We start from the raw sequence: 26,976 nt of genomic DNA, 5'->3' as shown, positions 1-26,976 counted from the left end.
ATGCGCATCGGCTCTGCAGGCCCGTCGAGAACCTCTGGCCGGAGTGGGAGCGGCCAACAGGCCCGGGCGCTGGGCCTTGAACGCGCGTCAGAAGCAACGCGCGCGGGCGGCGACGCCATACGTCGACGAGCTGCCGCGGAGGTAATAGGAGCCCGAGGAGGGGAGGATGTCGATGTACTCGCTGAAGCTGGCGAACTCACCCGCCATGTACACCAGGGCGCAGACCCGGTTGGTGGTGGTTCCCATGTGCTCACCGTAGGACTGGCTCTGGGTCCAGACGTACTCGCCGCTGTAGGAGGGCACGGTGATGCAGCGGGCCCGTGCGCGTCCGTAGACCTTGCTGGAGGAGCCGAACAGGAACCACGAGCCGCCGCTCACGTAGGCACGGATCCAGTGGCCTCCGCTGTTGAACTCCCCGTCCACGCGCGTGAGGAAGCACACCCGACCGGACGCAGTGCCCATGTTCGTCGGCAGGTTCTGGCCCGGCGTCCACTCATACTCGCCGGAGAGCACGCCGCCGTTCCGGTATGCGCACCGGACGCCAGCCTGCAGCGGGCCGCCGCTGCCAGCGTTGCCGTGGAGGTACCAGCTCCCATCCGCGGCGAAGATGCGCACATAATCTGAAGGTCCATCGAGGCGGCCCCGGACCTTCTCCAGGAAGCAGAACCGGTCCGTGGTAGTGCCCATGGGCGTCGCGGCGCTGGAAGACGTCCATACGTACGACCCGCTGCCGACCAGCTCCTGCTCGGCAGTAGCCAGCACGGCCTCGGTCTCCGTGCCCGTCTCCTCCTCCATCATCTCCTCTGGGCCGCAGCCTCCCAGGGTGACGGCCAGCATGAGCACAGCGAAGTGTGGGTTCAGTCGAAACAAGGCATTCTCCTTGGAAACTCCGGTTGGGGAACCGGAGGAGGCCAAGGTGGACCGCGGTGCCGGAAATGTCAGCCGTGAATGAGCACGTCTGCCGTCCGGTGGATGTGATTCATATCCCCGGGGCGGTAGGCGTGTTGTCTTATGTCATTGTTTGATGGAGCGTGCTCGACAATCCTAGACACTGAGAAATTCCGAGCACGAGGGCCGTGGAGACCCACCGCGCGGTGGGCCCCAGTCCGCCCTGAATTCTCAAGGCACGTACGCGACGCAGTCGATTTCCACCCGCAGACCCGCGTCAGGGACGCCATGCGGAATCATCGCGCCACGCTCCGGCTCGCCACTCCGAGCGCCTCCAGCACCACCCCCACCGTCGCGACCTCCGCCGCGTCCAGCGCTGTTCCGGTGGACCTCAAGACTCGAGCTCGGCGAGCCAGCGCAGCGCACGGAGCCCCGGGCATGAAGCAATACTTGCCACCGCGCGTCACGACGAACTGGGGGAGGCCACGAAGGCGCTTGGGAATCGGACGCCTGGGAACGGAGAACGCGCCCGTTCCCGCGTTGGGCCCGGTAACCGGGCATCATTCTCCAGGACGCCCTCTGGAAGCGCGGGGCCATACTCGGTGCCCCGGCGAATCATCCGGTGCAGCCTCACGACTCCGGCCACCGGCGTGTCGCGTGGATTCATGCGCCGGATGTGAGGTGATTCTCTCCGCAGGCGCCATCGACCCACCGCGCATCCTCCTGCTGTCCGGCATCGGCCCGGCACCTGGTTACACGTGGACCTCTGTCCTGTTTTGTGGGGAGTCGCCCACGGGTGAGGTCGAACCTCCTTCTCCAGCCGTCATTCTGGAGGAGAATCGGCGCCCGACCCATGGCCCAGCTCCATCGCCTGCGAATCCTCCATATCTCCGACCTGCACGAGAACGGCACGCGTGAAACAGCGGCCTGGCGGCGGCGCGAAGTGCTGGGAACCGAATGGGAAAGGAACCTGGATGCGCTCCGGGGCGAGGGGCCCATTGACCTGGTCTGCTTCACGGGGGACCTGGCGCAATCGGGAGTCGCGGGGGAGTACGAGCCGCTGACGGACTTCCTCGACGCGCTGCTCGGGCGCCTGGGGCTGACTCGCGAGCGGCTCTTCCTCGTCCCTGGCAATCACGACGTCCACCGAAAGACGGCTGAGCGCGCGTGGAAGGCGCTGCGCGAGAAGATGGGTCCGCACGAGAGCGAGGCCTTCTCACGGTGGATGGCCGGCGGTAGGGCACCGCGCGGCATGAAGAAGGCGCTGCCCGACGAGGTCCTGCAGCGCCAGTCCGCCTATCGCGAATGGCTCCGCGACACGCTGAAGCGCGCGGACCTGCTGCCGGAGAACTCGCCTCACAAGCGGCTGGGCTACCGGGCCAGGGCGCCGCTGGGGCTTCCCTTCGATGTACACATCATCGGCCTGGACTCCGCGTGGCTCGCGGGAGACGACAGCGACAGCCGCAAGCTATGGCTGACGGAGGACCAGGTGATGCGGCTGGTGACGGACGCGCAGGGGAACCCACTGCCGGGCTTCCGGCTGGCGCTGATGCACCATCCCCTGACGGACCTGGGGGACGGTGAGGACTGCCGGCGACGGCTCGCGGACCATGTGGACCTGCTGCTGCGCGGACATCTCCACGAGTCGGAACCCGAAACCTGGGCAGACCCGTCACGAAAGCTGCGAGGGCTGGCGGCGGGGTGCCTCTACCAGTCCAACCGCTACCCCAACGCGTGTCATGTCCTCACCGTCACGCTGGACGAGCAGGGTCGGCCGCAGCGCTACGACGTGCACTTCCGTGCATGGTCTCCGCGCGGGCGCATCTGGCATGACGACACCAGCCTGTACCGAGAAGCGCCGCACGGGAAGCTGACGTGGTGGGTGCAGACACCTCCCGCCGAGAGCACGATTCATCCCCGCGTGGGAGACGTCTTCGTCGGGCGGAAGGAGGAGCTCGCGCGGATTGCGCAGGCGGTGCTCCCCGCGAGCGGCGCCCCGCGTCCGGTGGCCGTCTGCTCGCTGCTGGGCATGCCGGGAGTGGGAAAGAGCTACCTGGCCGACCGCTTCGCCCACGAGCACCGGGAGCGCTTCCCTGGCGGCTACGTGCGGCTGACGCTGGAGCCGAAGGAGACGCGGACGCTGGAAGGGCTGCGCGACGTGCTGCTGGATGCGCTGAAGCTGCCCGCCGGGCCCGAGGCGTGGGTGAACCTGCAGGCGCGGCTCCAGCGGCCGATGACGCTGCTGCACGTGGAGAACGTCGACAGCGAGCCACTGGCGGAGGTCGCGGTGGAGCTGGTGAAACACCTCCAGGCGTGCCCCATCGTGGTGACGGGGCGGCATCGCGCGCTTGGAGCGGATGCGGGGTGGGCTCGCATCGAAGTGGCTCCGCTGGACGAGACCACGGCCCTTCGGCAGTTGGCGGCGGAGTACCGCGAGGCGCGGACTCCCGAGGAGTCCGCGGACTTCGCAAGACTGGTGAGGGAGCTCGGGTACCTTCCCCTCGCCGTTCACCTCGCGGCGGGCTACCTGCGCGCGCGCCGCCCGGTGAAGTCGTTCTTCGACTACCTGCGCAGCCAGGGCTTCCAGGTAGGGCCCGTCGACAAGGCGGACCCGCTGCTGACGGCGCAGCGCTCGCGAGCCCTCTTGCGCAGCACCTTCGAACTCTCCCTGTCGGTCTTGCGCGAGGAGCTGGAGACCTCGCTCGGACAGGCGAAGGCGGACGGGGCGATGTCCGGCCTCGCGGGCCTGGCACATGCTCCCGCCTCGGGAGTGGGCGCCAGCCTGGGGACGGCCATGGCCGGGCTGCCCCCAGAGGAGTTCGAGGAGCTGACGGTGCGGGCCTTCGGGCTGTGCTTATTGGAAGAAGCAACGGAGGGGAGGAAGGAGCCCGGTTGGCGTCTTCACCCGCTACTGGCGGAGCTGCTGAGGGGCGAGGCGAGGGACAGCGCAGTCATCGGGCGGATGACTGAATGGTTCGTGACGCGACTGCCACAGCGTGACCCGGGTCACGAGACCGAGCAGGGCCAGAACTGGCAAGCGGTGCATGAAGAAGCAGCCTCGCTGGTGAGCTGGCTTCCGGAAGTACCGGATGCGGAGTGCGCACGTGTTGAACGCGCGGGTTCCGTCTATGCGCAGCGCTGCGGGCCCTTCATGTCCTGGATGACCTTCGCCAGGCGTTGTGTGACGGTGGCGGTTTCATCGAAGCATCGCTCTGGCGCACTATGGACACTCGGCAATGTGGCACTTCGCGCTGGCGAGCTGGGTGAGGCTCTCGAAGCCGCACAGGCCAAGGCCCGACTGGACCATGCTGACGGAAACGAGCGCGAATCCGCTCTCGCTCGCGGGCTGGAGGCTGACATCCTCCAAGCATGGGGGCAGTTGGACGAGGCCCTTCGCATCCGCCGCGAGGAGGAACTCCCCGTCTACGAGCGGCTGGGCGACGTGCGCTCTCGCGCCGTGACGCTGGGGAGAGTGGCCGACATCCTCCAAGACCGGGGGCAGTTGGATGAGGCCCTTCGCATCCGCCGCGAGGAGGAACTCTCCGTCTACGAGCGGCTGGGCGACGTGCGCTCTCGCGCCGTGACGCTGGGGCAGGTGGCCGACATCCTCCAAGACCGGGGGCAGTTGGACGAGGCCCTTCGGATCCGCCGCGAGGAGGAACTCCCCGTCTACGAGCGGCTGGGCGACGTGCGCTCTCGCGCCGTGACGCTGGGGAGAGTGGCCGACATCCTCCAAGACCGGGGGCAGTTGGACGAGGCCCTTCGCATCCGCCGCGAGGAGGAACTCTCCGTCTACGAGCGACTGGGCGACGTGCGCTCTCGCGCCGTGACGCTGGGGAAAGTGGCCGACATCCTCCAAGCCCGGGGGCAGTTGGACGAGGCCCTTCGCATCCGCCGCGAGGAGCAACTCCCCGTCTTCGAGCGGCTGGGCGACGTGCGCTCTCGCGCCGTGACGCTGGGGAGAGTGGCCGACATCCTCCAAGCCCGGGGGCAGTTGGACGAGGCCCTTCGCATCCGCCGCGAGGAGCAACTCCCCGTCTACGAGCGGCTGGGCGACGTGCGCTCTCGCGCCGTGACGCTCGGACGAGTGGCCGACATCCTCCAAGTCCGGGGTCAGCTGGACGAGGCCCTTCGCATCCGCCACGAGGAAGAACTCCCCGTCTACGAGCGGCTGGGCGACGTGCGCTCTCGCGCCGTGACGCTGGGACAGGTGGCCGACATCCTCCAAGACCGGGGGCAGTTGGACGAGGCCCTTCGCATCCGCCGCGAGGAGGAACTCCCCGTCTACGAGCGGCTGGGGCTACGCCACGACCTGATTATCGGGCGGGCAAACCTAGCGACCATCTACCTCGCCCGGAATCAACCTGGAGACAAACAACTTGCCGTCGAACTACTGAGAGCCGCACTCCGCGAAGCGCGAGCCATGCGCTTGCCTGAAGCCGACCAAGTCATCGCAGTCATGAAACAGCTGGGGGTTGATGAATAGAGGAAGTGGTTTCCAGCCTGTCCGGTGACTCAGAACCCGTGCCAGCGTCCCCGTCATGGCATCTACCCGCGCCCTCATCCAGTTGCTGCCGGTGGACGTCGAGGAATGGAGACCGCCCCACTTCCTGGTCTCCGAGGACATCAAGGACGCCTTGGAGCGTACGGAGGCCACGGGCATGAAGTTCACCGAGGTGTAGACCGCACGGAAGAACCGCTTCCGGAGGGTAGAACGGCGATGCGGGAGACTCCTATGCTCCGCGCCGTGCGCCCTGCTCCCTTTGCCGCCGTGCTGCTGAGTTCTCTCGGACACGGCGCACTCCGGTCCTCGCTGCTGGCGCTGGCCCTCCTCGCCGGCTGTGGCACGAGTCGGCCCGCGCCCTCCGCGCCGTCCCGGGTGAGCCGGGCGCCCGCGCGCACCGCGCCCGCAATCTGGGGGTCTCTCGCGCCGGGCAAGCATGACGTGGGCCTGCGCGTCATGGCGGTTCCCGCCGGCACGTACGCCGCGGACGCCCGCCCGCTCCAGCTCACCGTCTGGTATCCCGCGCGCGACGCGGCCTCCACCGCGCGCCTGCACTACCGCGACTACGTGGGCCTCACCGGCTCCGAGCAACGACCGGAGTCCTCCGAGGACGCTGACGTCTCCAGGGCCGCGGTGACGCGCTACCAGCAGCTCGTGACGGGGATGGGGCTGCCAGCGTCCGCCGTGTCGGCGTGGTTGAACGCGGACGTCCTCGCGGTGCGCGGAGCCGCTCCGGCGCCGGGCCGCTTCCCGCTGGTACTCGTGGCGCAGGGGCGCTTCCACTCCGCCCACCATCAAGCGGTGCTGGCCGAGTACCTCGCGAGCCACGGCTACATCGTGGCCACCACGCCTTTCCCCGCGCACCTCGCGCCGCCGTCAGTGAACGAGGACATCCTCGCCATCGCGCGGGGCCAGGCCCGGGAACTGGTGCGTGCGCTCGACGCCCTCAAGGCCGACACGCATGTGGACACCTCGCGCGTCGCGCTCGTGGGACACAGCTTCGGAGCCCGCGCGGCCTTCCTCTTCGCGCGCGAGCACCCCGAGACGTCCGCCCTGGTCAGCCTCGACGGTGGCATCGCCAGCCGCCAGGGCAAGGAGTGGCTCGCCCGCCTCACCGACTTCCGCCCGGAGGACTTCCGCGTGCCGCTGCTCCACCTCTACCAACAGGGCGACGCGGCGGTGGTACCCGACTTCGACCTCGTGCGCTCCCTGCGCGGCGCGGACCGGTGGCTCGTGCGAATCACGGGGCTCAGGCACCTCGACTTCACCAGCGTCGGCGCCGCCACGGCCGTGGCTCCCACGCTCGCGCCCGGGGGACGGGCCACGAGCACAGCGCGAGGCTGGGCCGCCAGTGCCAACGACACGCTCCGGTTCCTGGACGCGCAGCTCCGCCAGCAGACGCAGGAGCTCGACTCGCTCTCCACGCCGGCGGACACCTCGAGCAGCACCTCGCCCGTCGTCACCGTGACGCACTGGCGCCCGGGCCAGCCCTGAGCGTGGCCCGATTCTCGCCCAGCTCGCTGCGCACCCAGCCCATCTGCTCCCACTTCGCCCGGATGCCCCCGTGGACTTCCCAGGCCCCGCGCCGCCAGACTGCGAGCGCCTCACGGAGGCCGGCACGCTCAGCGCGAGGCGGAGTAGGACTTGTCCTGCTCCAGCGTGAGGCCTCGGCCCTGCTGGGTGGTGAAGCGGACGGGGAATGTCTGCCATTGCGTGCCGTCCACCGCCGTGCGCACCTCGAAGTGCAGGTGCGGGCCGTGCGAGTAGCCGGTGTTGCCGGAGATGCCCAGCGGCTGCCCGGCGGTGACGGACTGGCCCTCCCGCACGAAGACTCCGCCCGGCTTGAGGTGCCCGTAGTAGCCGAACGTCCCGTCGGCGTGGCGCACCAACACCCGGTTCGCCTTGTCCTGCTCGCGGTAGCTCTTGTCGGTGCCGCCCGTCTTGAAGGTGTGGATGGCATCCGCCACGACGCCGTCGCGGGCGGCGCGCACCAGCGAGCCCTCCAGCAGGGCGAAGTCCAGCGCGTAGCGCATGAAGCCGGTGTGGCTGATGCCGCCGTCGTAGCCCTGAATCACGCGGACGGAGTGGTTGGGCTCGAAGGGCAGCAGGTAGAGGACGGAGTCGTCATGCCGCGCCCGGGCGGTGCCCCAGTTCCACTTGTAGTGGACGTTCTTGTACCGCCAGGCCAGCCCCCGCTTCGCGCGCCGCAGCTGCACCAGCGTCTTCGTCTGCGAGCCCTCGAACACGGCGGTGACCGGCAGCGGCGTCGAGAGCTCCACGTTCTCCACCTCCGCGTCGAGCGTCACCGTGAGCTCGGAGGTCGCCGTGGTGCGCAGGGTGAGCGTCGCGCTCTCGCTGTCCGGCTGCTCGATGATGAGACAGACCCGTCCGTTCTCGGAGCACGACTCGTGGCGGTAGGGAAGGGACGGCGAGGGCTGCGCCCCCGCGGAGCCCCACGCCCAGAGCAGCAGCAGTCCCACGGCACAGCGAGTCGCTGACAAGGAATCCCCTCCCGCCGGCGCGTGCGGTGTGCGCCGTCCGGAAGACTCTAAACCATCCGATGCAGGTCCTTGCAGGGGGGCGGTACCAGGGGCCGCAAGGACACGATGATGGCTTCACGGGAAGCGCTTGAAGAGGCCGAGCTTCCCGGCGTACGGCAGGAGCATGACGCGCGTCTCGAAGGACGCGCGCTGTCTCTCGACGAGGGACTTCGCGTCGCGCAAAAACGACGGCTCGGCGGCCATGTGAATGGCACGCCGAGCCGGGACCTGCGCCTTCCGTGGGAGCGGGCTACTTCAGCAGCTCGCCCTTCTCCGCCTTCTCCACCAGCGACGCGGGCGGCAGGAAGTGCTTGCCGTAGCGCTCCGCCAGCTCACGCGCGCGGATGACGAAGCCGCGAGGCCCCGTACCGGTACGCCCCTCATACCCGTTGATGTACTGCACCACGCCGCCCGTCCACGGCGGGAAGCCGATGCCGAGGATGGAGCCGATGTTCGCGTCCTCCACCGAGCGCAGCACGCCCTCGTCGAGGCAGCGCACCGTGTCGATGGCCTCCGCGAACAGCATCCGCTCCTTCATGTCCTCGAAGGGAATGGTGTGGCCCGGCTTCGTGAAGTGCTGCGCGAGCCCCGGCCACAGGTTCGTGCGCTTGCCATCCACGTAGTCGTAGAAGCCACCCCCGGTGGAGCGGCCCTTGCGCTGGTGCTGGTCGATGAGCGCGTCCACGACGGCGTAGCTGCCGTGCTCCACCCACTTCTGACCCGAGGCCTCGACGGCGGCCTTCGTCTCCTGCCGAATCTTGCGCGGCAGCGTCAGCGTGAGCTCGTCCATCAGCTGGAGCGGCGCCGCGGGGTAGCCCGCCTGCTGACCCGCCTGCTCGATGGACGCGGGAGAGATGCCCTCGCCCACCATGGCGATGGCCTCGTTGAGGAAGGTGCCGATGACGCGGCTGGTGAAGAAACCCCGGCTGTCATTGACGACGATGGGCGTCTTCCCAATCTGCACCGCGATGTCGATGGCCTTCGCCAGCGTCGCATCGCTCGTCTTCTTCCCGGCGATGAGCTCCAGCAGCGGCATCTTGTCCACCGGCGAGAAGAAGTGCATGCCGACGAAGTCCTCCGTCCGCTTCACGCCCTCCGCCAGCAGGGTGATGGGCAGCGTGGACGTGTTGGAGCCGAGCACCGCGTCCGGGGCGACGACGTCCTGAATCTCCGCGAACACCTTGTGCTTCAGCTCCACGCTCTCGAACACGGCCTCGATGACCAGGTCGCAGCCCGCGAGCGCCTTCGCGTCCGCGGTGGGGACGATGCGCGCCAGCAGCGCGTCACCCTTCTCCTTCGTGACCTTGCCCTTCTCGACGCCCTTCTGCACCAGCTTGACCGAGTACTGCTTGCCCTTCTCGGCCGCCTCCAGGCTCACGTCCTTGAGCACCACGTCGATGCCGGCCTTCGCGCAGACGTACGCGATGCCCGCGCCCATCATTCCGGCACCCAGCACGCCGACCTTCTTCGCCGTGTGCTGCGGGAAGCCCTTGGGACGGCCGCCGCCCGAGTTGATGTGCTGCATGTCGAAGAAGAACGCCTGAATCATGTTCTTCGCGACCTGGCCGGTGGCCAGCTCGGTGAAGTAGCGCGACTCGATGGTGAACGCGGTGTCCACGTCCACCTGCGTGCTCTCCACGGCCACGGCCATGATGGCGCGCGGCGCGGGCATGTTCGCGCCCTTGAGCTGCTTGCGCAGGTTGGCGGGGAACGCCGGCAGGTTCGCCGCGAGGCCCGGGTGCGACGGAGTGCCACCCGGAATCTTGTAGCCCTTCACGTCCCACGGCTGCTGCGCGCTCGGGTTCGCCTTCACCCACGCCTTCGCCGCGGGCAGCAGCGCGTCCACCGACTCCACCACCTCGTGCACGAGGCCCACTTCCTTCGCCTCCTGCGGGCGCATGCGCTGGCCCTGGATCAGGACCTTCATCAGCGCGTCCACGATGCCGAGCATCCGCACCGTGCGCACCACGCCGCCGCCGCCGGGCAGCAGGCCGAGCGTCACCTCCGGCAGGCCCAGCTGCGCGCCCTTCACGTCCGCGACGATGCGCCGGTGACACGCGAGCGCGATTTCGAGCCCGCCTCCGAGCGCCGCGCCGTTGATGGCCGCGACAACGGGCTTGCCCAGCGTCTCCAGCGTCCGCAGCTGCGCCTTGATTTCCTGCCCCAGCTCGAAGACCTGCTGCGCGTTCTCCTTTTTCACGCTGCGCAGGTCGTTCAGGTCGCCACCGGCGAAGAACGTCTTCTTCGCGGAAGTGATGACCACGCCGGTGATGCTGCTCTTCTCCTGGACCAGACGGTCCACCACCGCACGCATGGACTTCACGTAGGCGGCGTTCATGGTGTTCGCGGACTGGCTCGGGTCATCCAACGTCAAGATGACGATGCCGTCGGCGTCTCGTTCCCAGCGGATGGTGTTCTGCTCGCTCATGGGTTCGCTCGAAAGGGTGTCGAAAGAGGAGGAAGGAATCAGACGCGCTCGACGAGGGTGGCCACGCCCATGCCGCCGCCGACGCAGAGGGTGACGACCGCGCGGCGCGCCTTGCGGCGCTCCAGCTCGTCCACCACCGTGCCCAGAATCATCGCGCCCGTGGCGCCCAGCGGGTGGCCCATGGCGATGGCGCCGCCGTTGACGTTGAGCTTCTCGTCCGGGATGCCCAGGTCCTTCTGGTACTTGAGGACCACGGAGGCGAAGGCCTCGTTGAGCTCGAAGAGGTCGATGTCCTTCGGCGTGAGGCCGGCGATATCGAGCAGCTTCTTCGTGGCCGGCAGCGGGCCGGTGAGCATGATGGTCGGCTCCGCGCCGGACGTGGCGGTGGCGGCGATGCGCGCCCGCGGCGTCAGGCCGAGCGACTTGCCCACCTGCTCCGAGCCCACCAGCACCAGCGCCGCGCCGTCGACGATGCCGGACGAGTTGCCCGGCGTGTGCACGTGGTGGATGCGCTCCACGGAGTGGTACTTCTGCAGCGCCACCGCGTTGAAGCCGCCCATCTCACCCATGCCCTCGAAGGACGGATTGAGCTTGCCGAGCGAGGCCACCGTGGTGTCCGCGCGCATGTGCTCGTCGCGGTCCAGGATGGTGAGGCCGTTCTGGTCCACCACCGGGACGATGGACTTCTGGAAGTACCCGCCGGCCCAGGCCTTCGCGGCCAGCTCCTGCGAGCGCGCGGCGTAGCGGTCCACGTCCTCGCGGGTGAAGCCCTCGATGGTGGCAATGAGGTCCGCGGAGATGCCCTGCGGCACGAAGTAGGTGTCGTAGTTGGTGGCGGGGTCCATGGCCCACGCGCCACCGTCCGAGCCCATGGGCACGCGCGACATGCTCTCCACTCCGCCCGCGATGACCAGGTGCTCCCAGCCCGAGCGCACCTGCTGCGCGGCCATGTTCACCGCCGTCAGGCCGGAGGCGCAGAAGCGGTTGAGCTGCACGCCGCCCACCGTCTCCGGAAGGCCCGCCGCGAGCACCAGCGTCCGCGCGATGTCCGCGCCCTGGTCTCCCACGGGCGAGACGATGCCGAGCACCACGTCATCGATGCGCTTCGGGTCCAGGCCCGGGTTGCGCTTCTTGAGCGCATCCACCAGCCCGACGAGCAGCGAGATGGGCTTGGTCCCATGCAGCGCGCCCTTCTTGCCCTTGCCGCGAGGGGTGCGTACCGCGTCGAAGATGAAGGCTTCTTGGCTCACCAGGAGTCTCCTTGGGAGAGGGGTGAAGGGGTCTGCCTGGAGGTATAATTGATTTGCGAATCAACAGCACGCCCGCGACGCGGTCAGAGAGGGTGGCCGTGCTCGGTTGCCCCCGGAGCTGTTGCCTCATCCACTGAACGCCTGCCCCCGCTCAGCCGGTGGAAGGTGGCTTCACCCTCCGCGCGGGTGGACTCCGCGCGGCCGGGGGTGTGCCGGGGTCGACTTCCGCCGGTGCCTCTGACACCTGGGACCCGCCGGATGCGCTACGGAGGGAGGCATGACTCGAACCCTGGGGGCCCATGGGCCCGCCGTCTCTTCGCTGGGCCTCGGTCTCGCCGCGCTTGGCCGGCCGGGCTACATCTCGCTCGGCCATGGCTCGGACTTCGGTGAGGACCGCTCCGTCCCCGCCATGGAGCGGCAGGCCCATGCCGTGCTGGATGCCGCGTACGACTTGGGCCTCCGTTACTTCGACGCCGCCCGCTCGTACGGCCGTGCGGAGGCGTTCCTCGCCTCGTGGCTCTCCGCGCGGAACCTGCGCCCCGGGGACGTCACCGTGGGCTCCAAGTGGGGCTACACGTACACCGCCGACTGGCAGGTCCGCGCCGAGCACCACGAGGTGAAGGACCACACCCTGCCCACGCTCCAGCGGCAGCTCGGGGAGAGCCGCGCGCTGCTCGGTGCCCACCTGGCGCTGTATCAAATCCACTCCGCGACCTTCGAGAGCGGCGTGCTGAAGGACAGCGCCGTCCTCTCCGCGCTGGCCCGGATGCGGGAGCAGGGGCTCGCCGTGGGACTGTCGCTCAGCGGTGCCTCGCAGGCGGAGGTGCTGCGGCGCGCGCTGGAGGTCCGCGTGGACGGGGCGCCGGTGTTCTCCTGTGTGCAGGCCACGTGGAACCTGCTGGAGCGCTCCGCCGGGCCCGCGCTCGCGGAGGCGCATGCGGCCGGCTGGGGCGTCATCGTCAAGGAGGCTGTGGCCAATGGCCGGCTCACCTCGCGCGACTCCAGCCCGGAGCTGCGTCCTCTGCGCGCGCTGGCTTCCGAGCGCGGTGTGACTCCGGATGCGCTCGCGCTCGCCGCGGTGCTCGCACAGCCGTGGGTCTCCGTGGTGCTCAGCGGCGCTTCCACCGTGGAGCAGCTCCGGGACAACCTGGCCGCGCGCTCCGTGCCGTGGAGCGCGGAGCTGGAGTCACGACTGGACGGCCTGGTGGAGGCGCCTCGCGACTACTGGGCGAAGCGCTCCGCCCTGCCGTGGAACTGAGCTTCCCTTCCGCTCACGGCGTCTCGTTGACGCTGGCGAAGTCCACGTCGAAGTCGGCGCCGGCGGTGTTCGTCGAGTAGAGGATGAGCTCGTTCGCCGGCGACACGCCGTTGGGCGCCTTCAGCCACTCCCACTGGTTCAGCAGGGTGCTCTCCACGTCGATGTGCGTGTTGCCGCCGTTGCCCGTGCCCAGGCCCACCTTGCCGCTGCGCACGAAGACCCATGCGCCCGACACCACGTGGTCCGGCCCGTCCACGTCACACGGGTTGTCGGACGGGAAGACCTGCACCAGCCCGTTGCGCTCGCCCGAGGTCATCACTCGCATCATCCGCGTCCCCGGCACGCGCGTGGACGGCTTCACCTCCGTGTAGAAGTGCGCCGGCGCCGTGTTCGCGAACAGCGTCCAGTTCGCCGCCGCCGAGGTGCCCGCGCCACCCGGCACATTCACGCTGCTCGTCGCGAAGACGCTGCCTCCGCTCAGCAGGTCGAAGTCCGCGTTCTTCAGGAGGTTGGGCGCCTCCACCACGCTCGCGGCGTCGACGAAGAACTCCGCGCCGCCCACGTCCGCCGCGTAGATGATGAACTCGTTGGCCGGAGAGACACCGTTGGACGCGGCCAGCCACTCCCACTGGCCCGTCGTCTGGCTGAAGGTGTCCAGGCCCGTGTTGCCGCCGTTGCCCGTGCCCATGCCCACCTTGCCGCGCAGTACGAAGACCCACGCGCCCGAGATGACCTTCCGCGGCCCCGTGCCATAGGGCTTGAACACCTGCACCAGGCCGTTGCCCCAGCCCAGCGTGTTCACCTGAATCATGTTCGAGCTGCCCGCGTTGGGCCGCGCCGACGGCAGCACGCGCGAGTAGATGTAGCCCGCGGTGTTGGTGAACATCGTCCAGTCCGCCGCCGCGGACCACCCCGCGCCTCCGGGGACGGAGGTGATGAGGGAGACGGGGTTCCCGAAGGAGCCCACCGTGTCGTAGCTCGCGTTGGACAGCAGGTTCAGCTTGCGCGGGGTGACGCAGAGGTCCTGCTCCGCGCTCGCGAGCGAAGACGTGTCACCGGGAGTTGCGTCCTCGGGGACGGGACCACAGGCGGAGGCGAACAGCAGGGCGGCGGACAGCAGGGCACGGTGTTGCATGAGAGGCTCCTTGGGGCTTCGTGTTTGAAGCGATGCCCCTGGAACGCGCCCTCTTTCGAATCTTCCCGTGCCCTGCTTTTCGACGGGACTACTTCGCCGGGGGCACGCGGTCCCCGCCCTGCCGCTCGAGCATCCACTGCGGGTACTCGTCCGGGAGCTTCGAGACGGCGTCGAGCTTCTTGAGCTGCTCGGGCGTCAGCTTCAGCGTGGTGGCCGCGAGGTTGTCCTCCAGCTGCTGCTCGTTCTTCGCGCCGATGATGATGGTGGTGACGTGCTGCTGGTGCAGCAGCCACGCGAGCGCCACGCGCGCCACGGAGACGCTGTGCTCCTTCGCCACGCCGTCCATCACGTCGATGACGTCATAGGCGCGGTCCTTGTTGATGGGCGGGAAGTCGAAGTCGACGCGGCGGCTGCCCTGCGGACCCTGCTGCTCGCGGCGGTACTTGCCACTGAGGAAGCCACCGGCCAGCGGGCTCCACACCATGAGGCCCAGGTGCTGGTCCTTCATCAGCGGCACCAGCTCGCGCTCCAAATCACGCCCGGCGATGGTGTAGTAGGCCTGCAGCGACTCGAAGCGGGCCAGACCCTTGTTCTCGCTGATGCCCAGCGCCTTCATGAGCTGCCACGCGGCCAGGTTGGAGGCGCCGAGGTAGCGCACCTTGCCCTGGTGGACGAGGTCGTCCATCGCGCGCAGCGTCTCGTCCAGCGGCGTGACGGCGTCGTAGCCGTGAATCTGGTACAGGTCGATGTAGTCGGTACCCAGGCGCTTCAGGCTCGCGTGGACCGAGTCCATGATGTGGCCGCGCGACAGGCCCAGGTCGTTGGGGCCCGGGCCCATGCGCCCGCGGACCTTGGTGGCCAGCACGACGTTGGAGCGCTTCGCGCCCAGGGCCTTGCCGAGGAGCTCCTCGGAGACGCCGTTGGAGTAGACGTTGGCGGTGTCGAAGAAGTTGATGCCTGCGTCCAGGGAGCGGCCCACGAGCTTGTCCGCCTCCGACTGGCCCTGCGTGCCGACGACCTTCCAGAAGCCCTCGCCACCGAAGGTCATGGCTCCGAAGCACAGCTCCGAGACATAGAGGCCAGTGCGGCCCAGCTGCCGGTAATTCATGTGCGTGCCACCTCGTGTGTCCTGCTTGGGGGGAGTGAGGGCGGGAGATGTAACGGGTGGAGGTGGACGGCGCAGCACTCCCGGTGCATGAGGAGGAAGTGCGCTTCGTGGGCTGGGATTTGACGGACCCGTACTCGCGCGCGTGTCGCCCGGTGGACATCGCGGAGGTCGACACGCGCGGACGCGTGCGCTTCTCCGAGGCCCGGTGGCCCGCGCCTCCGTCACGGGGCGGTGACTTCGACCCCGTGGCCCTGGCGGCGGCGTTCCCCGTGGGCGCGGAGGATGTGCTCGTCGTGGATGGGCCCCAGGCGCTGGCACGGCCGGGGGCACAGGTGCGGGAGGCGGAGCGGTTGCTGCGCGCCCCTGGGAGGACGCCGGACGTACTGCCCGTGCCGGGGCGTCCGTTCTGTGGGTTCGTGCGCGGGAGCGTGCTGCTGTTCGCTGGACTGCGGGCCCGGGGTGGGTTGCCCATGCTGGACCTGGACACGGCGTCCGTGAGTGAGGCGCGGTTGTTCGAGGCCTTTCCTGGAGCGACGTGGCGGGCGCTGGCTGTGGAGAAGTTGGGGGCAAAGGCGTCACGCGACGGGCGTGAGCGGCGGCGCGCGGTGCTGGAGGTCAACGGGCTGCGCTTTCCGGAGGGGGAATTGCCCACGCATGACCAGCTCGATGCGGCGCTGTGTGCCTGGCTCGGGTGGCTGACACGGAAGGCGCCGGAGCGGGTGGTGGCCGTGGGCGCGCCGCTCACGGTGGATGCGCGGGGTTGGCTGCGCGAGGGGCGCATCCTGGACCTGCGAAAACCATGAGCGAACCGCGGGACGACCGTGGCGCAGGGAGTGCCCATGCGCCATCGCAACTCCCATCACGCGCGGCCTTCAGCTCATCGATGCCGTTCGAACTCGAAGGACGACGGAACGACTCCGCTCACGTCACTCACGATGGGCGTCGTGCTCCGAAGGGTTGGGCAGGGTCTCCTCGGGCTCGTCCCACTCGCGAACCAGGGCCTCTCCCACCGAGCCACGCCGCATCCAGTCGGGCCATGTCGCGACAACACGCCGATTGCTTTCCAGTGACTCCCAGAACTGGCGGCTCGCTTCGGTGTCCATCTTCTTGAAGGATGACATTCAGTTCTCCCCTCCCTTCGACTTCCGTCCCTGCTCCATGGGTTCGAGCGCCTGCCGCAGTTCGTCCATCGCCAGTCGCTCGCGCCGCACATAAGAATAAGGGAGTAACGGGATGCGGGGAGTGCTCTTTGTCGTCGTCCACTCCACCTTCCGGCCCTCCCGATTCTTCCGAGAGACAGGCCGGCCCGAGCTCAGTTGCATCGAGAACAGGTCAAAGAACCTACGAGGCCCTACGCCCATGAAGGGGATGAAGGCCACCCGCCCCTTGACATCCTGACCATCCATCTGAGCGATGGAATCATCGTGGAGCCTCAAGGCATGGCTCTTCGGATAGGGCTCAACGAAGTAGACCCGTTCAATCCCGGCCGCCACGATGTGCTTGGCGCAGTTGTGGCAGGGGAATGTGGTGGCGTACAGGTGCGCTCCACGTGTCGAAGCACCCATGCGTGCGGAGGCCGACAAGGCCGCCATCTCCGCGTGGACCTCCCGGCTGTACTCGGTGATGTCCAGCAATCCCGTTTCGGAGAAGAACTTGCGTCCTTCTTCGTAGAGGTCGTCATCGCTGGTGCACTTTTCACCCGACTCGTAGCGGGCCTTCACCTTGCGCATGATTTCCACGACGAGGCGTCGCTTGAGGACGTCGTTGTAATCGACACCTCTCGCACTGTCGCGCTGGTCATGAAGCCCGGGCCAGTATTGCCCACCCCCATACTGGGGCGTGTCGTTGGCCCCCGTGGAAATCACGTCACCGGTGGAACTGGTGATGACAGCTCCGACCTGCCGGGCCAGGCTGCCTGAGCGCATCGAAGCCGCGAAGGCCATGAACATGGCGTGCTCTTCCTGGGTCGGAGTCGTCCAGGGTGCGCCGAAGACGAGGTCCAGGAAACGGAAGAGCTGACTCCTGGATTCGTCCTCATTCCCGGTCATGGATATGAAGACATCGGAAAGCTCGAAGGTGTCGCGGGCGTGCTGACCGTGTCCCTCCTTCTCGTTCTCGTCCTGTCGGATGAGCCCTCGCGCTTTCTCCTCGGTGATGAGATAGCGGTCCACCAGGTTGCGGAGTCTCGACGACTCGGGTGAGTACACGCCCAACAGGAAGAAGCCCGGTCCATAGATGCGCCTGAGGGTCCTCACCTCCTCCGGATGCTTCAGTGAGTGGACGATGTGCGCGGTTCGCCAGCGAGGCTTGAGGTCGGGACTTCTGGCGGTGCTCGTACCGGGGCGGCGAGCGGAGATTTGCTGAGCCGCGTACAGCGCAAAGATGTCGTTTCGTCCCGACAGGCGACGAAGCTCATTGCCTCCCTTGATGCGAGTGAGGATACGTCTGTCCTCGGGTGCGTTCTCCAAGGTGATGTCGAAGCGGGAGACATCGAAGGTGTCCAGCAGGCTCGTAACCCGAACGACTTCAGGTTCGTAGTTGAACCGCTGAAGCCCTTCCTTCAGGAACTTCTCCAATCGACCGAGGTCGGTTCCCACGGCCCCTACCAATCCGAACACCACCTCGGTCTGCTGCTGCTCCAGCGAAGCCAACGCCAGCGATTCCGTATCAGACACCCGCCCCCCCTTGAATGGCTGCGTGGGGTCGATAGCACGCACGACTGACAGGGACGTCCCGCCAGGTAGGTTCGGTAACCGAGTCCGGCACCCGCGTTGTCGCCGCTGTCCACGGCGTTGACAGTGACGGGCCCGTGGACCCCGTGACGCCCTGAGATTCCGCGCGGTTGGGGCACCGCGCTGCGCTGGCCGCCTCGTTGCACAGGGGCCGGGTATGACCGCCGCTTTCTATCTGCTGCTCGCCATCGGACTGCTGGGCGCCTTCGACGTCCTCTACTTCCACATGTGGCGCGGCCGCCTCCAGGAGCGCGCCGAGTGCCAGCGGGAAGTCCTCTGGCACACCGTGCGCCACCTCATCTACGGGCTCCAGTTCCTCTGGGTCCCGCACCTGCGCTTCCAGGGCGCGGCGCTGGGGTTGCTCGCGGTGCTCTACGCGGCGGATGTCTTCGTCGCCTGGGCCGATGTCTGGGAGGAGCGCGACAGCCGCGCACCCCAGGGTGGACTGCCTCGCGGCGAGTACTTCATGCACGTGGTGCTCAGCGTGCTCGTCGGGCTGTACCTCATGTCCATCTTCCACACCGTGTGGCCCGACCGGCTCCTGCCCACCGGCCTTCGCGTGGACCCTCCCGCCGTTCCCGTGGCCCTGCGCACGCTGATGACGGTGATGGGCGTGGTGGCGCTGGCCTCGTTCGCTCGGGACCTGGCGCGGTGGTTCGCGTTCCGCCGCATGCCGGCGGTGCAGAAGCAGCCGCCTCCGCGCCGCATCGTCGTGGAGGCGCTCATCCCCGCACCCGTCGAGACGGTATGGGAGCGCACGCAGGAGCCGGAGCTGCACACGCGATGGGACGTGCGCTTCACCTCCATCCGCTACCTGCCGGAGTGCGACGCGCGCGGCTTCCACCTCATGGACTACCGCACGCACCTGGGCTTCGGGCTGGAGGTGAAGGGTTGGGGCCGCTACCTCGCGAACACGCCGCTGGTGCGCTCCACCTTCGAGTTCGGCTCGGACGACTTCCGCAGCCTCATCCTCAAGGGGCGCGGCCTCTGGCTCTACGAGCGCCGGCCCGAGGGAACGTTCTTCAAGACGGTGTTCGACTACCAGACGCGGCACGGCGTGGTGGGCGAATTGCTCGACGCGGTGCTGTTCCGCCCCGTCATGCGGCTGGGCACGGAGTGGGGCTTCGAGACGTTGCGCCGCTGGTGCGCGGGGGATGAGGGTGCACTGGCCCGGGGTCGCTCGCGGTGGCGCTTCGCGCTGTTCGTCCTCGCTCGTGTGCTGGGCAGGGCGCCCGCTCCGGGGGCGGCGCGGAGCTGGCTCGGTTCCGGCAACGAGCGCAGTGAGGCGGGGGCTGCGTCCTCCTGTGGAGAACTTGTGGAGGTATCGCCATGAGCGGCTCGGTCTCGGCTGAGAGTGTTTCACCCTGGAGCAGAACAGGGCGGTCCCTTCAGAGGGGCACTTCGGGGGAGGTGCTCTCGGGAGCGTTCGAGGCCGACGATGAGCCCCTGCACGAGGACCTTGCCTCCGAGGAGCTCGCGGACGCCCGGAAGTGGCTGCCCGGTGCTCCGTCGGAGGCACTCCGAGCCTTCGTGCACCGTCAGCGTGCATCCCGCCGCGCGGTGGAGCTGCTCGCGGACTTCTACGGGGCCCATCCGTGCCGCATGGCCCGGGTGCACCTGCTCGTCGCGAGCGCCGTGACCCTGGGCCGCTTCTGGGGTGTGTCCCCTCCGTTCGCCCGTCTGGGCGCGGCGGTGCTGCCGGTGGACTCGCTGGGACGTCCGCGTACCGCGGCCTGGGCCTCGTACGCGCGAGCCTGTGTGGAGGGCCTTCCCCTGGAGATTCGCGACGAGCGGTGGATTGAGGCCCACCTGCGGGACGCCGCCGAGGCGCGGGGAGCTGGACACGAAGCGGTCTTCCTCGCGGAGGCACGGGCCCATGACGGTGAGCCGCTGTGGCGACTGCTCGTGCAGCACCTGGAGATGACGCTCGGCTCACGCTTCTTCGACCAGCCCGCCCTCGCGGGGGCCGTGTCCGGTGAAGCGGCAATGGCTCACGGCATGGCCGTGACGCTGGGGCGGCTGCTGCGCGCCGGGTGGAGCCTGCTCCAGCACTATGCCCTCGCCACCGCTCGCGCGGTGCTCTTCCCTCGCTGGCCGCGGTACCCGGGGCTGGTGGATGAGCGGCGCGCGGCCTGGCTGCTGCTCTCCAGCTTCGTCACCGCATGGGCCGCGGCCGGTGTGTATCGCCGGGGCGTGCGCGCACTCCACCGCGGCCAGCGCGTGGGCCCCGCGGAGGCGTGGCCCCTGCTCGCGGCGACACTCGGTGCGGAGGTGGCGAGCGTGGACCCCCGCGTGGTGCGCTTCTACAGCAACCCCGGTGCGTGGGCCGTGAGTGCCTCCGTGGAGCTGCGCACGCGGATGGCTCGGGGAATCGCGTGGGTGGCCACGCGGCTGCTCGGGCAGGGCGTATCCGAGCACGGCGCACGGGCCTTCCCCTCGCGCTTCCGCACCTTCCGCAGGGTGGATGGCTCCATGCACTTCGTGCGCGAGCTGTACTGCGACGGCGTGCTGCGCGTGTTCGACTCCGACTTCGTCGTGCGCAAGGGCCGGCTCTACGAGGTCTTCGTCGAGCACGGCCTGGAAGTGGAGTTGAACGTCCGCGTGCTGGAGGACGGTGGGGTGTCCCTGCGTGGCCAACGCGTGCGCTGGCATGGACTGCCGGTGCCGCTGTTCGGCCTCTGCGTCGAGTTCCGCACCCACCCCGCCCCGGACGGCTCCGAGTCCGTGGACATCATCGGAACGCTCTCACCCGAGGGCATGCATGAGGACCCGCTGGGGCGCATTCACTACTCGGCATGGCGCGACGATGTCCGCGTGACCCAGGCTCCGGCGCTGGCCTGAGCACGCACCGGTCCACAAGTTCTCCACAGTGGAAGGTCACGCCCTGCGCTTGCCGCCTCCCCTGTTGAGCCCTCGAAGCCCATGGGCTCGCGCGGGCACCGCACGCCGGAGTCTTGGAGTCACCCGAGGTCTCTCCGTGTCGTCGAACATGAGGTCCATGTAGAGCGCGCCCCGGGGTGGAGTGCTCGGCGTGCACCGCGAGCGGAGCCGTGAGAGGCCGTTCCCCTCGGAGCCGACCGCGTGCCGCGGCCTTCCGTCCGCGCCTCCCACGGGGAGGATGGCGTCGAGGATGTCTTCGTCCGGCGTGCCAGGGTCCCCCACCTGGAGGAAGTGCACCGGCCTCAGCACGTCCTGCTTCTTCATCACCTTCCAGCTCCGCGCTCCCGCATCTCCGGCGAAGAGCAGCCTCCAGCCACGCCACTCCAGGCTGAAGACGAGGCTCGTGTTCTTCGCCGCCGTGTCGATGGCGAGCAGGTCGTCTCCCACTCCCCGGCGCCTCCACGTGAGCAGGTTGTAGAAGGCGCTCGCATCCACTCCGGCCGGAGGTCCTGGCACGTGGAGCGATAGCTCCCCTCCCGGCCGCCGCTCCAGTCCCAGCGCCACCGGGAAGATACGCCCCGCGTACTCGCGGGTCTCCTCCTCCGGCGCCCAGACCTTCAGCGTCGCTTCCTTGAACGGGTGCATCCCCTTCAGCGATTCATCCCGGCATAGGTAGTGCGTGCGCTCCGCCAGGCTCCGCAGTACCTCCGCGTGCGCTTCCGCCTTCCGGTAGTCATTGCCGGACAGCAGTGACGGCACCGAGCCACGCGCCGCTTCCGGCCGCAGTCGGTAGTACTCGCGCAGGTCGTTATACAAGGCCCTGCGCTCCGCGAGCTGTCTCGCGGACTCGCGGTGTTGCTCGGCGTAGTCCGGGGCCGCCGACGCCGTCAGCCACGCATGACGGAGCTTCAGCGGCTCACGCGGGGGCGGCCCCTTCACGTGGCCCAGGTGCTCGTGTGACAGCACGTAGAGGTCCAGCGGCGCACCGTCCAGTTGCGCCAGCACATCCTCCAGCACGGCATGAAACGCCGGGTCCACCCCGTCCTCGTCCGGCAGCAGGTTCCCCGCGTCGACGAGCACGTGCCTCACCTTCGTCTGTCCCGTGTCCGCGTCGTAATCCGGCACCGACACGAGCAGCGTGTCCCCGAACTTCGCGCTGTAGGTCCTCACCCGTAGCGCGGCCATCACCCACCTCCCTCTCCGAGCCACGCGTCATGCGTCCTCGACCTCAACGCGGCCATCGCCCACCTCCCTCTCCGAGCCACGCGTCATGCGTCCTCGCTCTCAACGCGGCCATCGCCTGCTTCGGAACCGCGCATCGCAAGTCGCCACCCTCCGCTACCGGCTGCCTCCGAACCTCACGTCGTACGCCCGCCTTCGCCGCCATCACCCACCCCCGTTCCGGTACCGGCGTTCCTCCACCATGTGCAGCATGTGCGCCGTGCCCACCACGCGGAGCACGCCGCCGGAGACCTCGGCCTGGATGGCTCCGCACAGCTGCCTGCCATCCGGACCGAGCGCCTCGTCCCCCACGCGCAGCAGGTCCTCGTCCAGCAACCGCCGCAGCATCCCGTCCCGCTCCACCTTCCGCGTCACGCTCCGGTCCGACGTGAGCAGCACCCGCACCCGCCGCGTCGCGCAGTCGATGACGAGCGTCGTGCCGAAAGTCACTTGTCTCCAGTCCGGCAGCTCGCCACCCGGCACCTCGTCGGGCTCATCCACCTTCCAGGAGACCTTGAAGATGCACTCGCGCACGCGCCGCTTCGCATGCTCGCCGCCCGCGTAGGACAGCTTCTCCACCACGAGCCTCGGCGCGATGTGGAACGAGCGTCCCCTGGGAATGCGCAGGAAGCCGCGGTGGCGGTTGGCGAAGTCGTAGGCGGCCCAGTCACTCTTCGCCAACGTGTCCAGGTCCACCCGAGACAGGGCCGGGTGCGCGAAGTCCGTCCGCGCGCGCAGCTCGCCCGCATGTTTCACGATGCCCCTGCGCACGAACTCCTGGTACAGCCACACCCGCGGCTCGCCGCTGTCCGGATGCGCGGCCTCGTCCGCGGCGAGGATGGCCCGCCCCAGGTCCGCGAAGGACACCTCCCCCGGCGGCAGGTAATCCAGTCCCCGGTACAGGCTGCGCTTGAAGCGCGACGTGGCCACCGCCAGCGCCTTGCCGGAGACACGCCTCCGCGCCTCCTGCCACGCGTCCTCGTTCACGAAGCCCTGGTGTGCCAGCGGTGGCTCGGGCGCGTCGTCCGGTGTCTGCCGCGCCGTCTCCGTCGGGGCCACCAGCGACGTGCGCGCCTGGTGCTTGCGCGCGAACTCGTTCTTGAGCGCCTCGTGCAGCCGCAGCAGGACCGAGTAGAGCGTGCCGGAGAGCACCTCGCTCAGCGCGTGCGGCTCCAGCGAGGTGACGACGTCCTCCGGCCTGCCTCCGTCGATGGGCTTCAGCGTCTTCTGGTTGAGCAGGTCGCGAAGGTGGCCCTTGTGGCCCAGCGCCTGGCCGAACTGCTCGCCAATGGCGCTGAACGCACCCGAGCTGGCGATGCTGCCCCCTTGCGTCCGCAGCACCTGCCGCACCAGCGGCCGGCACCGGAAGGCCGCGAGCGCCGCGGTGAGGTCCGCCACCGACTCGTGCAGCGCGAGCGCCTGGGGTGACAGCGCGTGGTACAGGTCCGGGAGGATGCCATCCAGCACCGCGTGCGCCGTCTCGTGCGCGATGATGTCCTGCGAGTGGCAGGTGTAGACGCGCCCGCTGCCCAGCGGGTGGCGGAAGTAGAAGAACTGCAGGGAGCGGGACTCGCGCTGGTAGAAGGCGTTCGCCCACTCGCCCGCCTGGGGCACGACGAGCAGCTGCGAGCCCTCGAAGGCCCAGCGCACCTTGCGGCCGAGCGCATCATCCTCTTCAAACATCTCCAGCGTCCGGAGCACCGCGCCGAAGACGCTCACCTGGATGACGTCCGGTGCGTCCAGCCGCTTCGGATCCTCGAGCCGGAAGGTCCCCGGCGTGCCCTCCTGCTCGGAGGGCTGGAAGCGCGCGCCCCGCCGCAGCCTGCCGGTGCGCGCGTCCAAATCCAGCACCGCCACGCGCGGCGACACGGGCCCGTCCAGCACCACGTCCTCGCTGCGCAGGTGCACCCATTCCAGCAGGGGGATGCTCCGCTCACCGGCGGCGACCGGGTCCTGCACCAGGACCGGGATGTGGATGTCGACGGCCATGCCCTCCCCCCACGCGTGAGTCCTCACCGGGTGGAGGCGCGGGCCGGCGGATGTGACGGAGGGGGGGGCCCGCTCGACGGCAGCCGGGAGACCGCTGCTATGGTGCTGCACCCATCATGAAGCCACTGCTCCTGTCGGTGCTGTCCACCATCGCCGTCATCCTCGGCGTCGTCGGCCTGGGCGTCCTGGTCTGGGGATTCCTCCGGATGCGGCAGACCGCGCGGACCAAGAACTGGCCCACCACCCAGGGCACCATCCGCTCCTCCACCGTCACCTCGCGCGAGGCGCCTCCGCTGCGGCAGGAGGAGAGCTACGACGACGACGCCCCCAAGCCCAAGCCCCAGGTCCTCTACCGCCCGCGTGTGGAATACACCTACACCGTGGACGGTCAGCGCTACACGGGCACGGACCTGGGCCGGGACGTGGTGGAGGTCAGCAGCCAGCAGCACGCCCAGACGCACGCGGCGCGCTACGTCCCCCGCGCGCCCGTCACCGTCTTCTATGACCCGAACGACCCGGGCCAGGCCCTGCTCGAGCCGGGGCTCCAGGCCACCTCATGGGCCATCCCCGGTGCCGGCGTCGCCTGCCTCATCGTCTCCACCGCCTTCTACTTCTTCATCCGGTGGTTCAGCGGACGCTGAACGCACCGGGTGGGATGGGGTGCGCACCCGGGTGGAGATCCAAAAGATCCAGCCCCACGCAACCCCGCGCTACATCCCACCGACAATCGCTCAAGCTTTAATTTCCTGACCTCGGAGCGTCCCCCATGACCACCAAGAGCCTCAAGGGCTTCAACTTCCTCGGGCTGTCGAAGGCCTTCAAGCAGCCTGAAATCGCCAAGCAGCCCCAGAAGAACCAGGTGGCGACGCAGCCGGACAAGAAGAACAGCAACATCGACGAGAACGGTCGCTACAAGAACAGCTTCCAGTCGTCGGGGCAGATCAACAAGAACTACAACAAGAGCTACACGCGCGGCGACACGAGCGACCTCTTCACCCCCAACGCCAACCAGGGCAAGTTGGGCAAGCTGGCCGGGAAGCTCCCGGGCGTGACGCTGGCGGAGGGCTCCTTCGAGAAGAGCGTCGTCGGCTACGGCAAGTCCGGCAGCTTCGGCAGCCCCGGTGGCATCGCCCAGGGTCAGGGCAGCTTCTCGGTGGGCGAGCTGTCCGCGAGCGGCAGCGGCAAGGTCTCCTTCGAGGGCGGCGCAATCAAGGCCATCGGTGACCTGAAGGCCAGCGCCACGCTGCTGCACGCGAAGGGCAACGCCAAGATTGGCAAGGGCGACTACAACCTGGAGGCCTCGGGCGAGGCGTACGTCGGCGCCCAGGCGAAGGCCCACGGCGAGCTGACCATCGACCCGGCCAAGGGCATCTACGCGGCGAAGATTGGCGGCGACGCGTTCGTCGGCGCCCGCGCCGGTGTGGAGGCGCAGGCCAACCTGGGCAAGTTCGGCAGCGTCGGTGGCCGCGCCGAGGCGTGGGCGGGCGCGGGTGTCGCGTTCAACGCGGAGCTCGGCTTCAAGAACGGCCGCTTCAAGGCGCGCTTCGACATCGGCGCGGCGCTCGGCGTGGGCTTCAAGCTGGGCTTCAACGTCGACATCGACCTCAAGGGCATCAAGGACACGGTGAAGAAGGTCATCGAGAAGCCCGTCGAAATCGTGAAGGACATTGCCAAGGGCGTCGGCAATGCGCTGAAGAAGCTGAAGTTCTGGTAGCGCTCCGCCTCCAGGACCCACACCCCCGGGCGCGAGCCGTCCGTGGTGCCCTCCGGCGCCACGGGCCTCGCGCCCTTCCGTTTTCAGGGCCACCCCCTCCCCTGGCATACTCCCCGCCATGACCACCCAGAGCATGCAGGCGCTGTTGAAGGCCGGCGAGGTCGACAAGGCCCGGGCGCTCGCCGAGAGCACCCTCAAGCAGAACAAGGACGACCGGGGCGCGCTGCTGACGCTCGCCAAGCTGGCGTCGGTGGACGGCGACTGGGCGCGCGCGGAGGAGCTCCTCCAGCGCGCCACCAAGGGCGGCGTGGAGGACGCGGACTCGCGCCTGGTGAAGGCCGCGCTGGCCGCGGAGCGCGGTGACACCGACGGGGCCCACGCCCTCTACACGCAGGTCATCCGCGAGGCGAAGCCCCCGCGCGCCGAGGCGCACTTCGGCCTGGGCTACCTGCTCGCCGCGAAGGAGGACTTCGCCGGGGCCCGCAAGGCCTTCGAGAAGGCCGTGGAGCTGGAGCCGGAGATGGCGGCGTACCGCTTCCACCTGGCCCGCATCCTCCTGGCCCTGGAGGAGCTGAAGCTCGCGCTGCCGCAGCTGGAGAAGGCGCTGGAGCTCAACCCGCTCAACCCGCCCACCTACGTCATCTGGAGCGTGGTGCTGCAGCAGCTGGGGGAGATGGAGACGGCGGAGAACCTGCTGCGCCAGGGCCTGAAGCTGATTCCGGACCACCCGGAGCTGCTCAACCAGCTGGGCGCGGTGCTCGCGGCGCGCGGCAACGTGGCGGAGTCGTTCAGCCTCGCCAAGCGGCTGGCCGTGCAGTTCCCCGACGACGCCTTGATGCAGGGCAACCTGGCGCGGATGATGATGGCCACCGGGCACCGCCAGGAGGCGCTGGACGTGTGCCGCAGCCTCGCGCACCGCGGGATGTCCACCGCGCAGACGAAGTCCATCGAGGCCATGGTGCTGGAGTCCATGGAGCCGCCCGACGTCGAGGGCGCAGTGGCGGCCTGGCGCGAGGCGATGGACCTGGACCCGGAGGACTGGGCCTGCGCCAACAACCTGGGCAACCTCCTGATGCGCTGGGAGGAGGGCAACGCCGACGAGCGCCTCACCGCCGCCGCGGAGATTCTCGAGGAGGCCCTGCGCCGGGCGCCCTCGCGCGTGGAGCCGCTGCTCAACCTGGCCGTCGTCACCGCGCGCAGGGGTGACACGGCGAAGGCGCAGGCACTGGCCCGCGACGTCCTCAAGAAGGCCCCCGCTGGCGAGAAGGACATCCGCGAGCAGGCGGAGCGGCTCATCAAGACGCTGGGCTGAGCCTTCCGGCTCACGCG

General features: G+C 68.9%; 21 protein-coding genes. 10 read left to right on the top strand and 11 right to left on the bottom strand.

The window, feature by feature from the left end:
* Positions 1–87 precede the first annotated feature (87 nt).
* Positions 88–870 carry a hypothetical protein gene (locus ACX9TP_RS00300; protein ID WP_482977673.1) on the bottom strand — a complete coding sequence of 261 codons (783 nt, stop codon included), beginning with the start codon at positions 868–870 and terminating at the stop codon, positions 88–90.
* An 871-nt stretch (positions 871–1,741) separates the two neighbouring features.
* Between ACX9TP_RS00300 and ACX9TP_RS00295 the strand changes: the two genes are divergently transcribed.
* Genes ACX9TP_RS00295 through ACX9TP_RS00285 form a run of 3 tightly spaced genes read left to right on the top strand, consistent with a single transcriptional unit; the run spans position 1,742 to position 6,886 of the window.
* Positions 1,742–5,374, top strand: a complete 3,633-nt coding sequence (locus ACX9TP_RS00295; RefSeq protein ID WP_482977672.1) for a metallophosphoesterase — start codon at positions 1,742–1,744, stop codon at positions 5,372–5,374.
* 55 nt (positions 5,375–5,429) lie between these two features.
* Entirely contained in the window at positions 5,430–5,570 is a 141-nt protein-coding gene (locus ACX9TP_RS00290) for an imm11 family protein (RefSeq protein ID WP_482977671.1), read from the top strand.
* A 38-nt stretch (positions 5,571–5,608) separates the two neighbouring features.
* Complete coding sequence (locus ACX9TP_RS00285) at positions 5,609–6,886, top strand: dienelactone hydrolase family protein (RefSeq protein ID WP_482977670.1); 1,278 nt, start codon at positions 5,609–5,611, stop codon at positions 6,884–6,886.
* A gap of 128 nt (positions 6,887–7,014) precedes the next feature.
* Here ACX9TP_RS00285 and ACX9TP_RS00280 read toward each other — a convergent pair whose 3' ends face one another.
* From ACX9TP_RS00280 to ACX9TP_RS00265, 4 genes are all read right to left on the bottom strand, one after another.
* Positions 7,015–7,893 (bottom strand): M23 family metallopeptidase, encoded by an 879-nt coding sequence (locus ACX9TP_RS00280; RefSeq protein WP_482977669.1) that lies wholly within the window; start codon positions 7,891–7,893, stop codon positions 7,015–7,017.
* Positions 7,894–8,007: 114 nt separating this feature from the next.
* On the bottom strand, positions 8,008–8,136 hold the full coding sequence (locus tag ACX9TP_RS00275) for a hypothetical protein (RefSeq protein ID WP_482977668.1): 129 nt from the start codon (positions 8,134–8,136) through the stop codon (positions 8,008–8,010).
* 46 nt (positions 8,137–8,182) lie between these two features.
* The gene (locus ACX9TP_RS00270; protein WP_482977667.1) at positions 8,183–10,360 is read right to left on the bottom strand and encodes a 3-hydroxyacyl-CoA dehydrogenase NAD-binding domain-containing protein; all 2,178 of its coding nucleotides are present in this window, start codon (positions 10,358–10,360) and stop codon (positions 8,183–8,185) included.
* Between the two features lie 38 nt (positions 10,361–10,398).
* Complete coding sequence (locus ACX9TP_RS00265) at positions 10,399–11,610, bottom strand: acetyl-CoA C-acetyltransferase (RefSeq protein ID WP_482977666.1); 1,212 nt, start codon at positions 11,608–11,610, stop codon at positions 10,399–10,401.
* Positions 11,611–11,887: 277 nt separating this feature from the next.
* On the opposite strand from ACX9TP_RS00265, the gene ACX9TP_RS00260 reads away from it, so the two are divergent.
* Entirely contained in the window at positions 11,888–12,868 is a 981-nt protein-coding gene (locus ACX9TP_RS00260; RefSeq protein WP_482977665.1) for an aldo/keto reductase, read from the top strand.
* A 13-nt stretch (positions 12,869–12,881) separates the two neighbouring features.
* On the opposite strand, the gene ACX9TP_RS00255 is transcribed toward ACX9TP_RS00260, so the two are convergent.
* Together ACX9TP_RS00255 and ACX9TP_RS00250 are read right to left on the bottom strand one after the other, a co-directional pair.
* Positions 12,882–14,003 carry a hypothetical protein gene (locus ACX9TP_RS00255; protein WP_482977664.1) on the bottom strand — a complete coding sequence of 374 codons (1,122 nt, stop codon included), beginning with the start codon at positions 14,001–14,003 and terminating at the stop codon, positions 12,882–12,884.
* A gap of 88 nt (positions 14,004–14,091) precedes the next feature.
* Positions 14,092–15,111 (bottom strand): aldo/keto reductase, encoded by a 1,020-nt coding sequence (locus ACX9TP_RS00250; RefSeq protein WP_482977663.1) that lies wholly within the window; start codon positions 15,109–15,111, stop codon positions 14,092–14,094.
* An 83-nt stretch (positions 15,112–15,194) separates the two neighbouring features.
* Here ACX9TP_RS00250 and ACX9TP_RS00245 point away from each other — a divergent pair, with 83 nt between their 5' ends.
* A complete protein-coding gene (locus ACX9TP_RS00245; RefSeq protein ID WP_482977662.1) occupies positions 15,195–15,914 on the top strand; it encodes a DUF429 domain-containing protein in 720 nt (239 codons plus the stop codon).
* A gap of 123 nt (positions 15,915–16,037) precedes the next feature.
* Here the strand turns inward: ACX9TP_RS00245 and ACX9TP_RS00240 are convergent, their stop codons facing one another.
* Both ACX9TP_RS00240 and ACX9TP_RS00235 read right to left on the bottom strand, forming a co-directional pair.
* Complete coding sequence (locus ACX9TP_RS00240; RefSeq protein WP_482977661.1) at positions 16,038–16,232, bottom strand: hypothetical protein; 195 nt, start codon at positions 16,230–16,232, stop codon at positions 16,038–16,040.
* Positions 16,233–17,786: an anti-phage dCTP deaminase gene (locus tag ACX9TP_RS00235; protein WP_482977660.1), complete on the bottom strand. Its 1,554-nt coding sequence runs from the start codon at positions 17,784–17,786 to the stop codon at positions 16,233–16,235.
* A 214-nt stretch (positions 17,787–18,000) separates the two neighbouring features.
* Between ACX9TP_RS00235 and ACX9TP_RS00230 the strand changes: the two genes are divergently transcribed.
* Positions 18,001–19,176 carry an SRPBCC family protein gene (locus ACX9TP_RS00230; protein WP_482977659.1) on the top strand — a complete coding sequence of 392 codons (1,176 nt, stop codon included), beginning with the start codon at positions 18,001–18,003 and terminating at the stop codon, positions 19,174–19,176.
* A gap of 77 nt (positions 19,177–19,253) precedes the next feature.
* Positions 19,254–20,684, top strand: coding sequence for a DUF4166 domain-containing protein (locus ACX9TP_RS00225; protein WP_482977658.1), 1,431 nt, complete (start codon positions 19,254–19,256; stop codon positions 20,682–20,684).
* A gap of 36 nt (positions 20,685–20,720) precedes the next feature.
* Here ACX9TP_RS00225 and ACX9TP_RS00220 read toward each other — a convergent pair whose 3' ends face one another.
* Together ACX9TP_RS00220 and ACX9TP_RS00215 are read right to left on the bottom strand one after the other, a co-directional pair.
* Entirely contained in the window at positions 20,721–21,908 is a 1,188-nt protein-coding gene (locus ACX9TP_RS00220; RefSeq protein ID WP_482977657.1) for a hypothetical protein, read from the bottom strand.
* Positions 21,909–22,109: 201 nt separating this feature from the next.
* Positions 22,110–23,933: a gluzincin family metallopeptidase gene (locus ACX9TP_RS00215; RefSeq protein WP_482977656.1), complete on the bottom strand. Its 1,824-nt coding sequence runs from the start codon at positions 23,931–23,933 to the stop codon at positions 22,110–22,112.
* A gap of 116 nt (positions 23,934–24,049) precedes the next feature.
* On the opposite strand from ACX9TP_RS00215, the gene ACX9TP_RS00210 reads away from it, so the two are divergent.
* From ACX9TP_RS00210 to ACX9TP_RS00200, 3 genes are all read left to right on the top strand, one after another.
* Complete coding sequence (locus ACX9TP_RS00210) at positions 24,050–24,574, top strand: DUF3592 domain-containing protein (RefSeq protein WP_482977655.1); 525 nt, start codon at positions 24,050–24,052, stop codon at positions 24,572–24,574.
* Between the two features lie 125 nt (positions 24,575–24,699).
* Positions 24,700–25,647 (top strand): hypothetical protein, encoded by a 948-nt coding sequence (locus ACX9TP_RS00205; RefSeq protein ID WP_482977654.1) that lies wholly within the window; start codon positions 24,700–24,702, stop codon positions 25,645–25,647.
* A gap of 118 nt (positions 25,648–25,765) precedes the next feature.
* Positions 25,766–26,959: a tetratricopeptide repeat protein gene (locus tag ACX9TP_RS00200; RefSeq protein WP_482977653.1), complete on the top strand. Its 1,194-nt coding sequence runs from the start codon at positions 25,766–25,768 to the stop codon at positions 26,957–26,959.
* Positions 26,960–26,976 lie beyond the last annotated feature (17 nt).

The organism is Pyxidicoccus sp. M15 (genome assembly GCF_056858435.1).
The sequence above is the reverse complement of the archived record's forward strand: the minus strand, read 5'-3'. Positions and strand labels throughout refer to the sequence as shown.

Coding starts and splice junctions, on each gene's coding strand:
- ACX9TP_RS00205 (WP_482977654.1), top strand. CDS start 24,700: ATGACCACCAAGAGCCTCAAGGGCTTCAACTTCCTCGGGCTGTCGAAG.
- ACX9TP_RS00240 (WP_482977661.1), bottom strand. CDS start 16,232: ATGTCATCCTTCAAGAAGATGGACACCGAAGCGAGCCGCCAGTTCTGG.
- ACX9TP_RS00210 (WP_482977655.1), top strand. CDS start 24,050: ATGAAGCCACTGCTCCTGTCGGTGCTGTCCACCATCGCCGTCATCCTC.
- ACX9TP_RS00230 (WP_482977659.1), top strand. CDS start 18,001: ATGACCGCCGCTTTCTATCTGCTGCTCGCCATCGGACTGCTGGGCGCC.
- ACX9TP_RS00220 (WP_482977657.1), bottom strand. CDS start 21,908: ATGGCCGCGCTACGGGTGAGGACCTACAGCGCGAAGTTCGGGGACACG.
- ACX9TP_RS00295 (WP_482977672.1), top strand. CDS start 1,742: ATGGCCCAGCTCCATCGCCTGCGAATCCTCCATATCTCCGACCTGCAC.
- ACX9TP_RS00290 (WP_482977671.1), top strand. CDS start 5,430: ATGGCATCTACCCGCGCCCTCATCCAGTTGCTGCCGGTGGACGTCGAG.
- ACX9TP_RS00270 (WP_482977667.1), bottom strand. CDS start 10,360: ATGAGCGAGCAGAACACCATCCGCTGGGAACGAGACGCCGACGGCATC.
- ACX9TP_RS00215 (WP_482977656.1), bottom strand. CDS start 23,933: ATGGCCGTCGACATCCACATCCCGGTCCTGGTGCAGGACCCGGTCGCC.
- ACX9TP_RS00250 (WP_482977663.1), bottom strand. CDS start 15,111: ATGAATTACCGGCAGCTGGGCCGCACTGGCCTCTATGTCTCGGAGCTG.
- ACX9TP_RS00260 (WP_482977665.1), top strand. CDS start 11,888: ATGACTCGAACCCTGGGGGCCCATGGGCCCGCCGTCTCTTCGCTGGGC.
- ACX9TP_RS00200 (WP_482977653.1), top strand. CDS start 25,766: ATGACCACCCAGAGCATGCAGGCGCTGTTGAAGGCCGGCGAGGTCGAC.
- ACX9TP_RS00275 (WP_482977668.1), bottom strand. CDS start 8,136: ATGGCCGCCGAGCCGTCGTTTTTGCGCGACGCGAAGTCCCTCGTCGAG.
- ACX9TP_RS00285 (WP_482977670.1), top strand. CDS start 5,609: ATGCGGGAGACTCCTATGCTCCGCGCCGTGCGCCCTGCTCCCTTTGCC.
- ACX9TP_RS00255 (WP_482977664.1), bottom strand. CDS start 14,003: ATGCAACACCGTGCCCTGCTGTCCGCCGCCCTGCTGTTCGCCTCCGCC.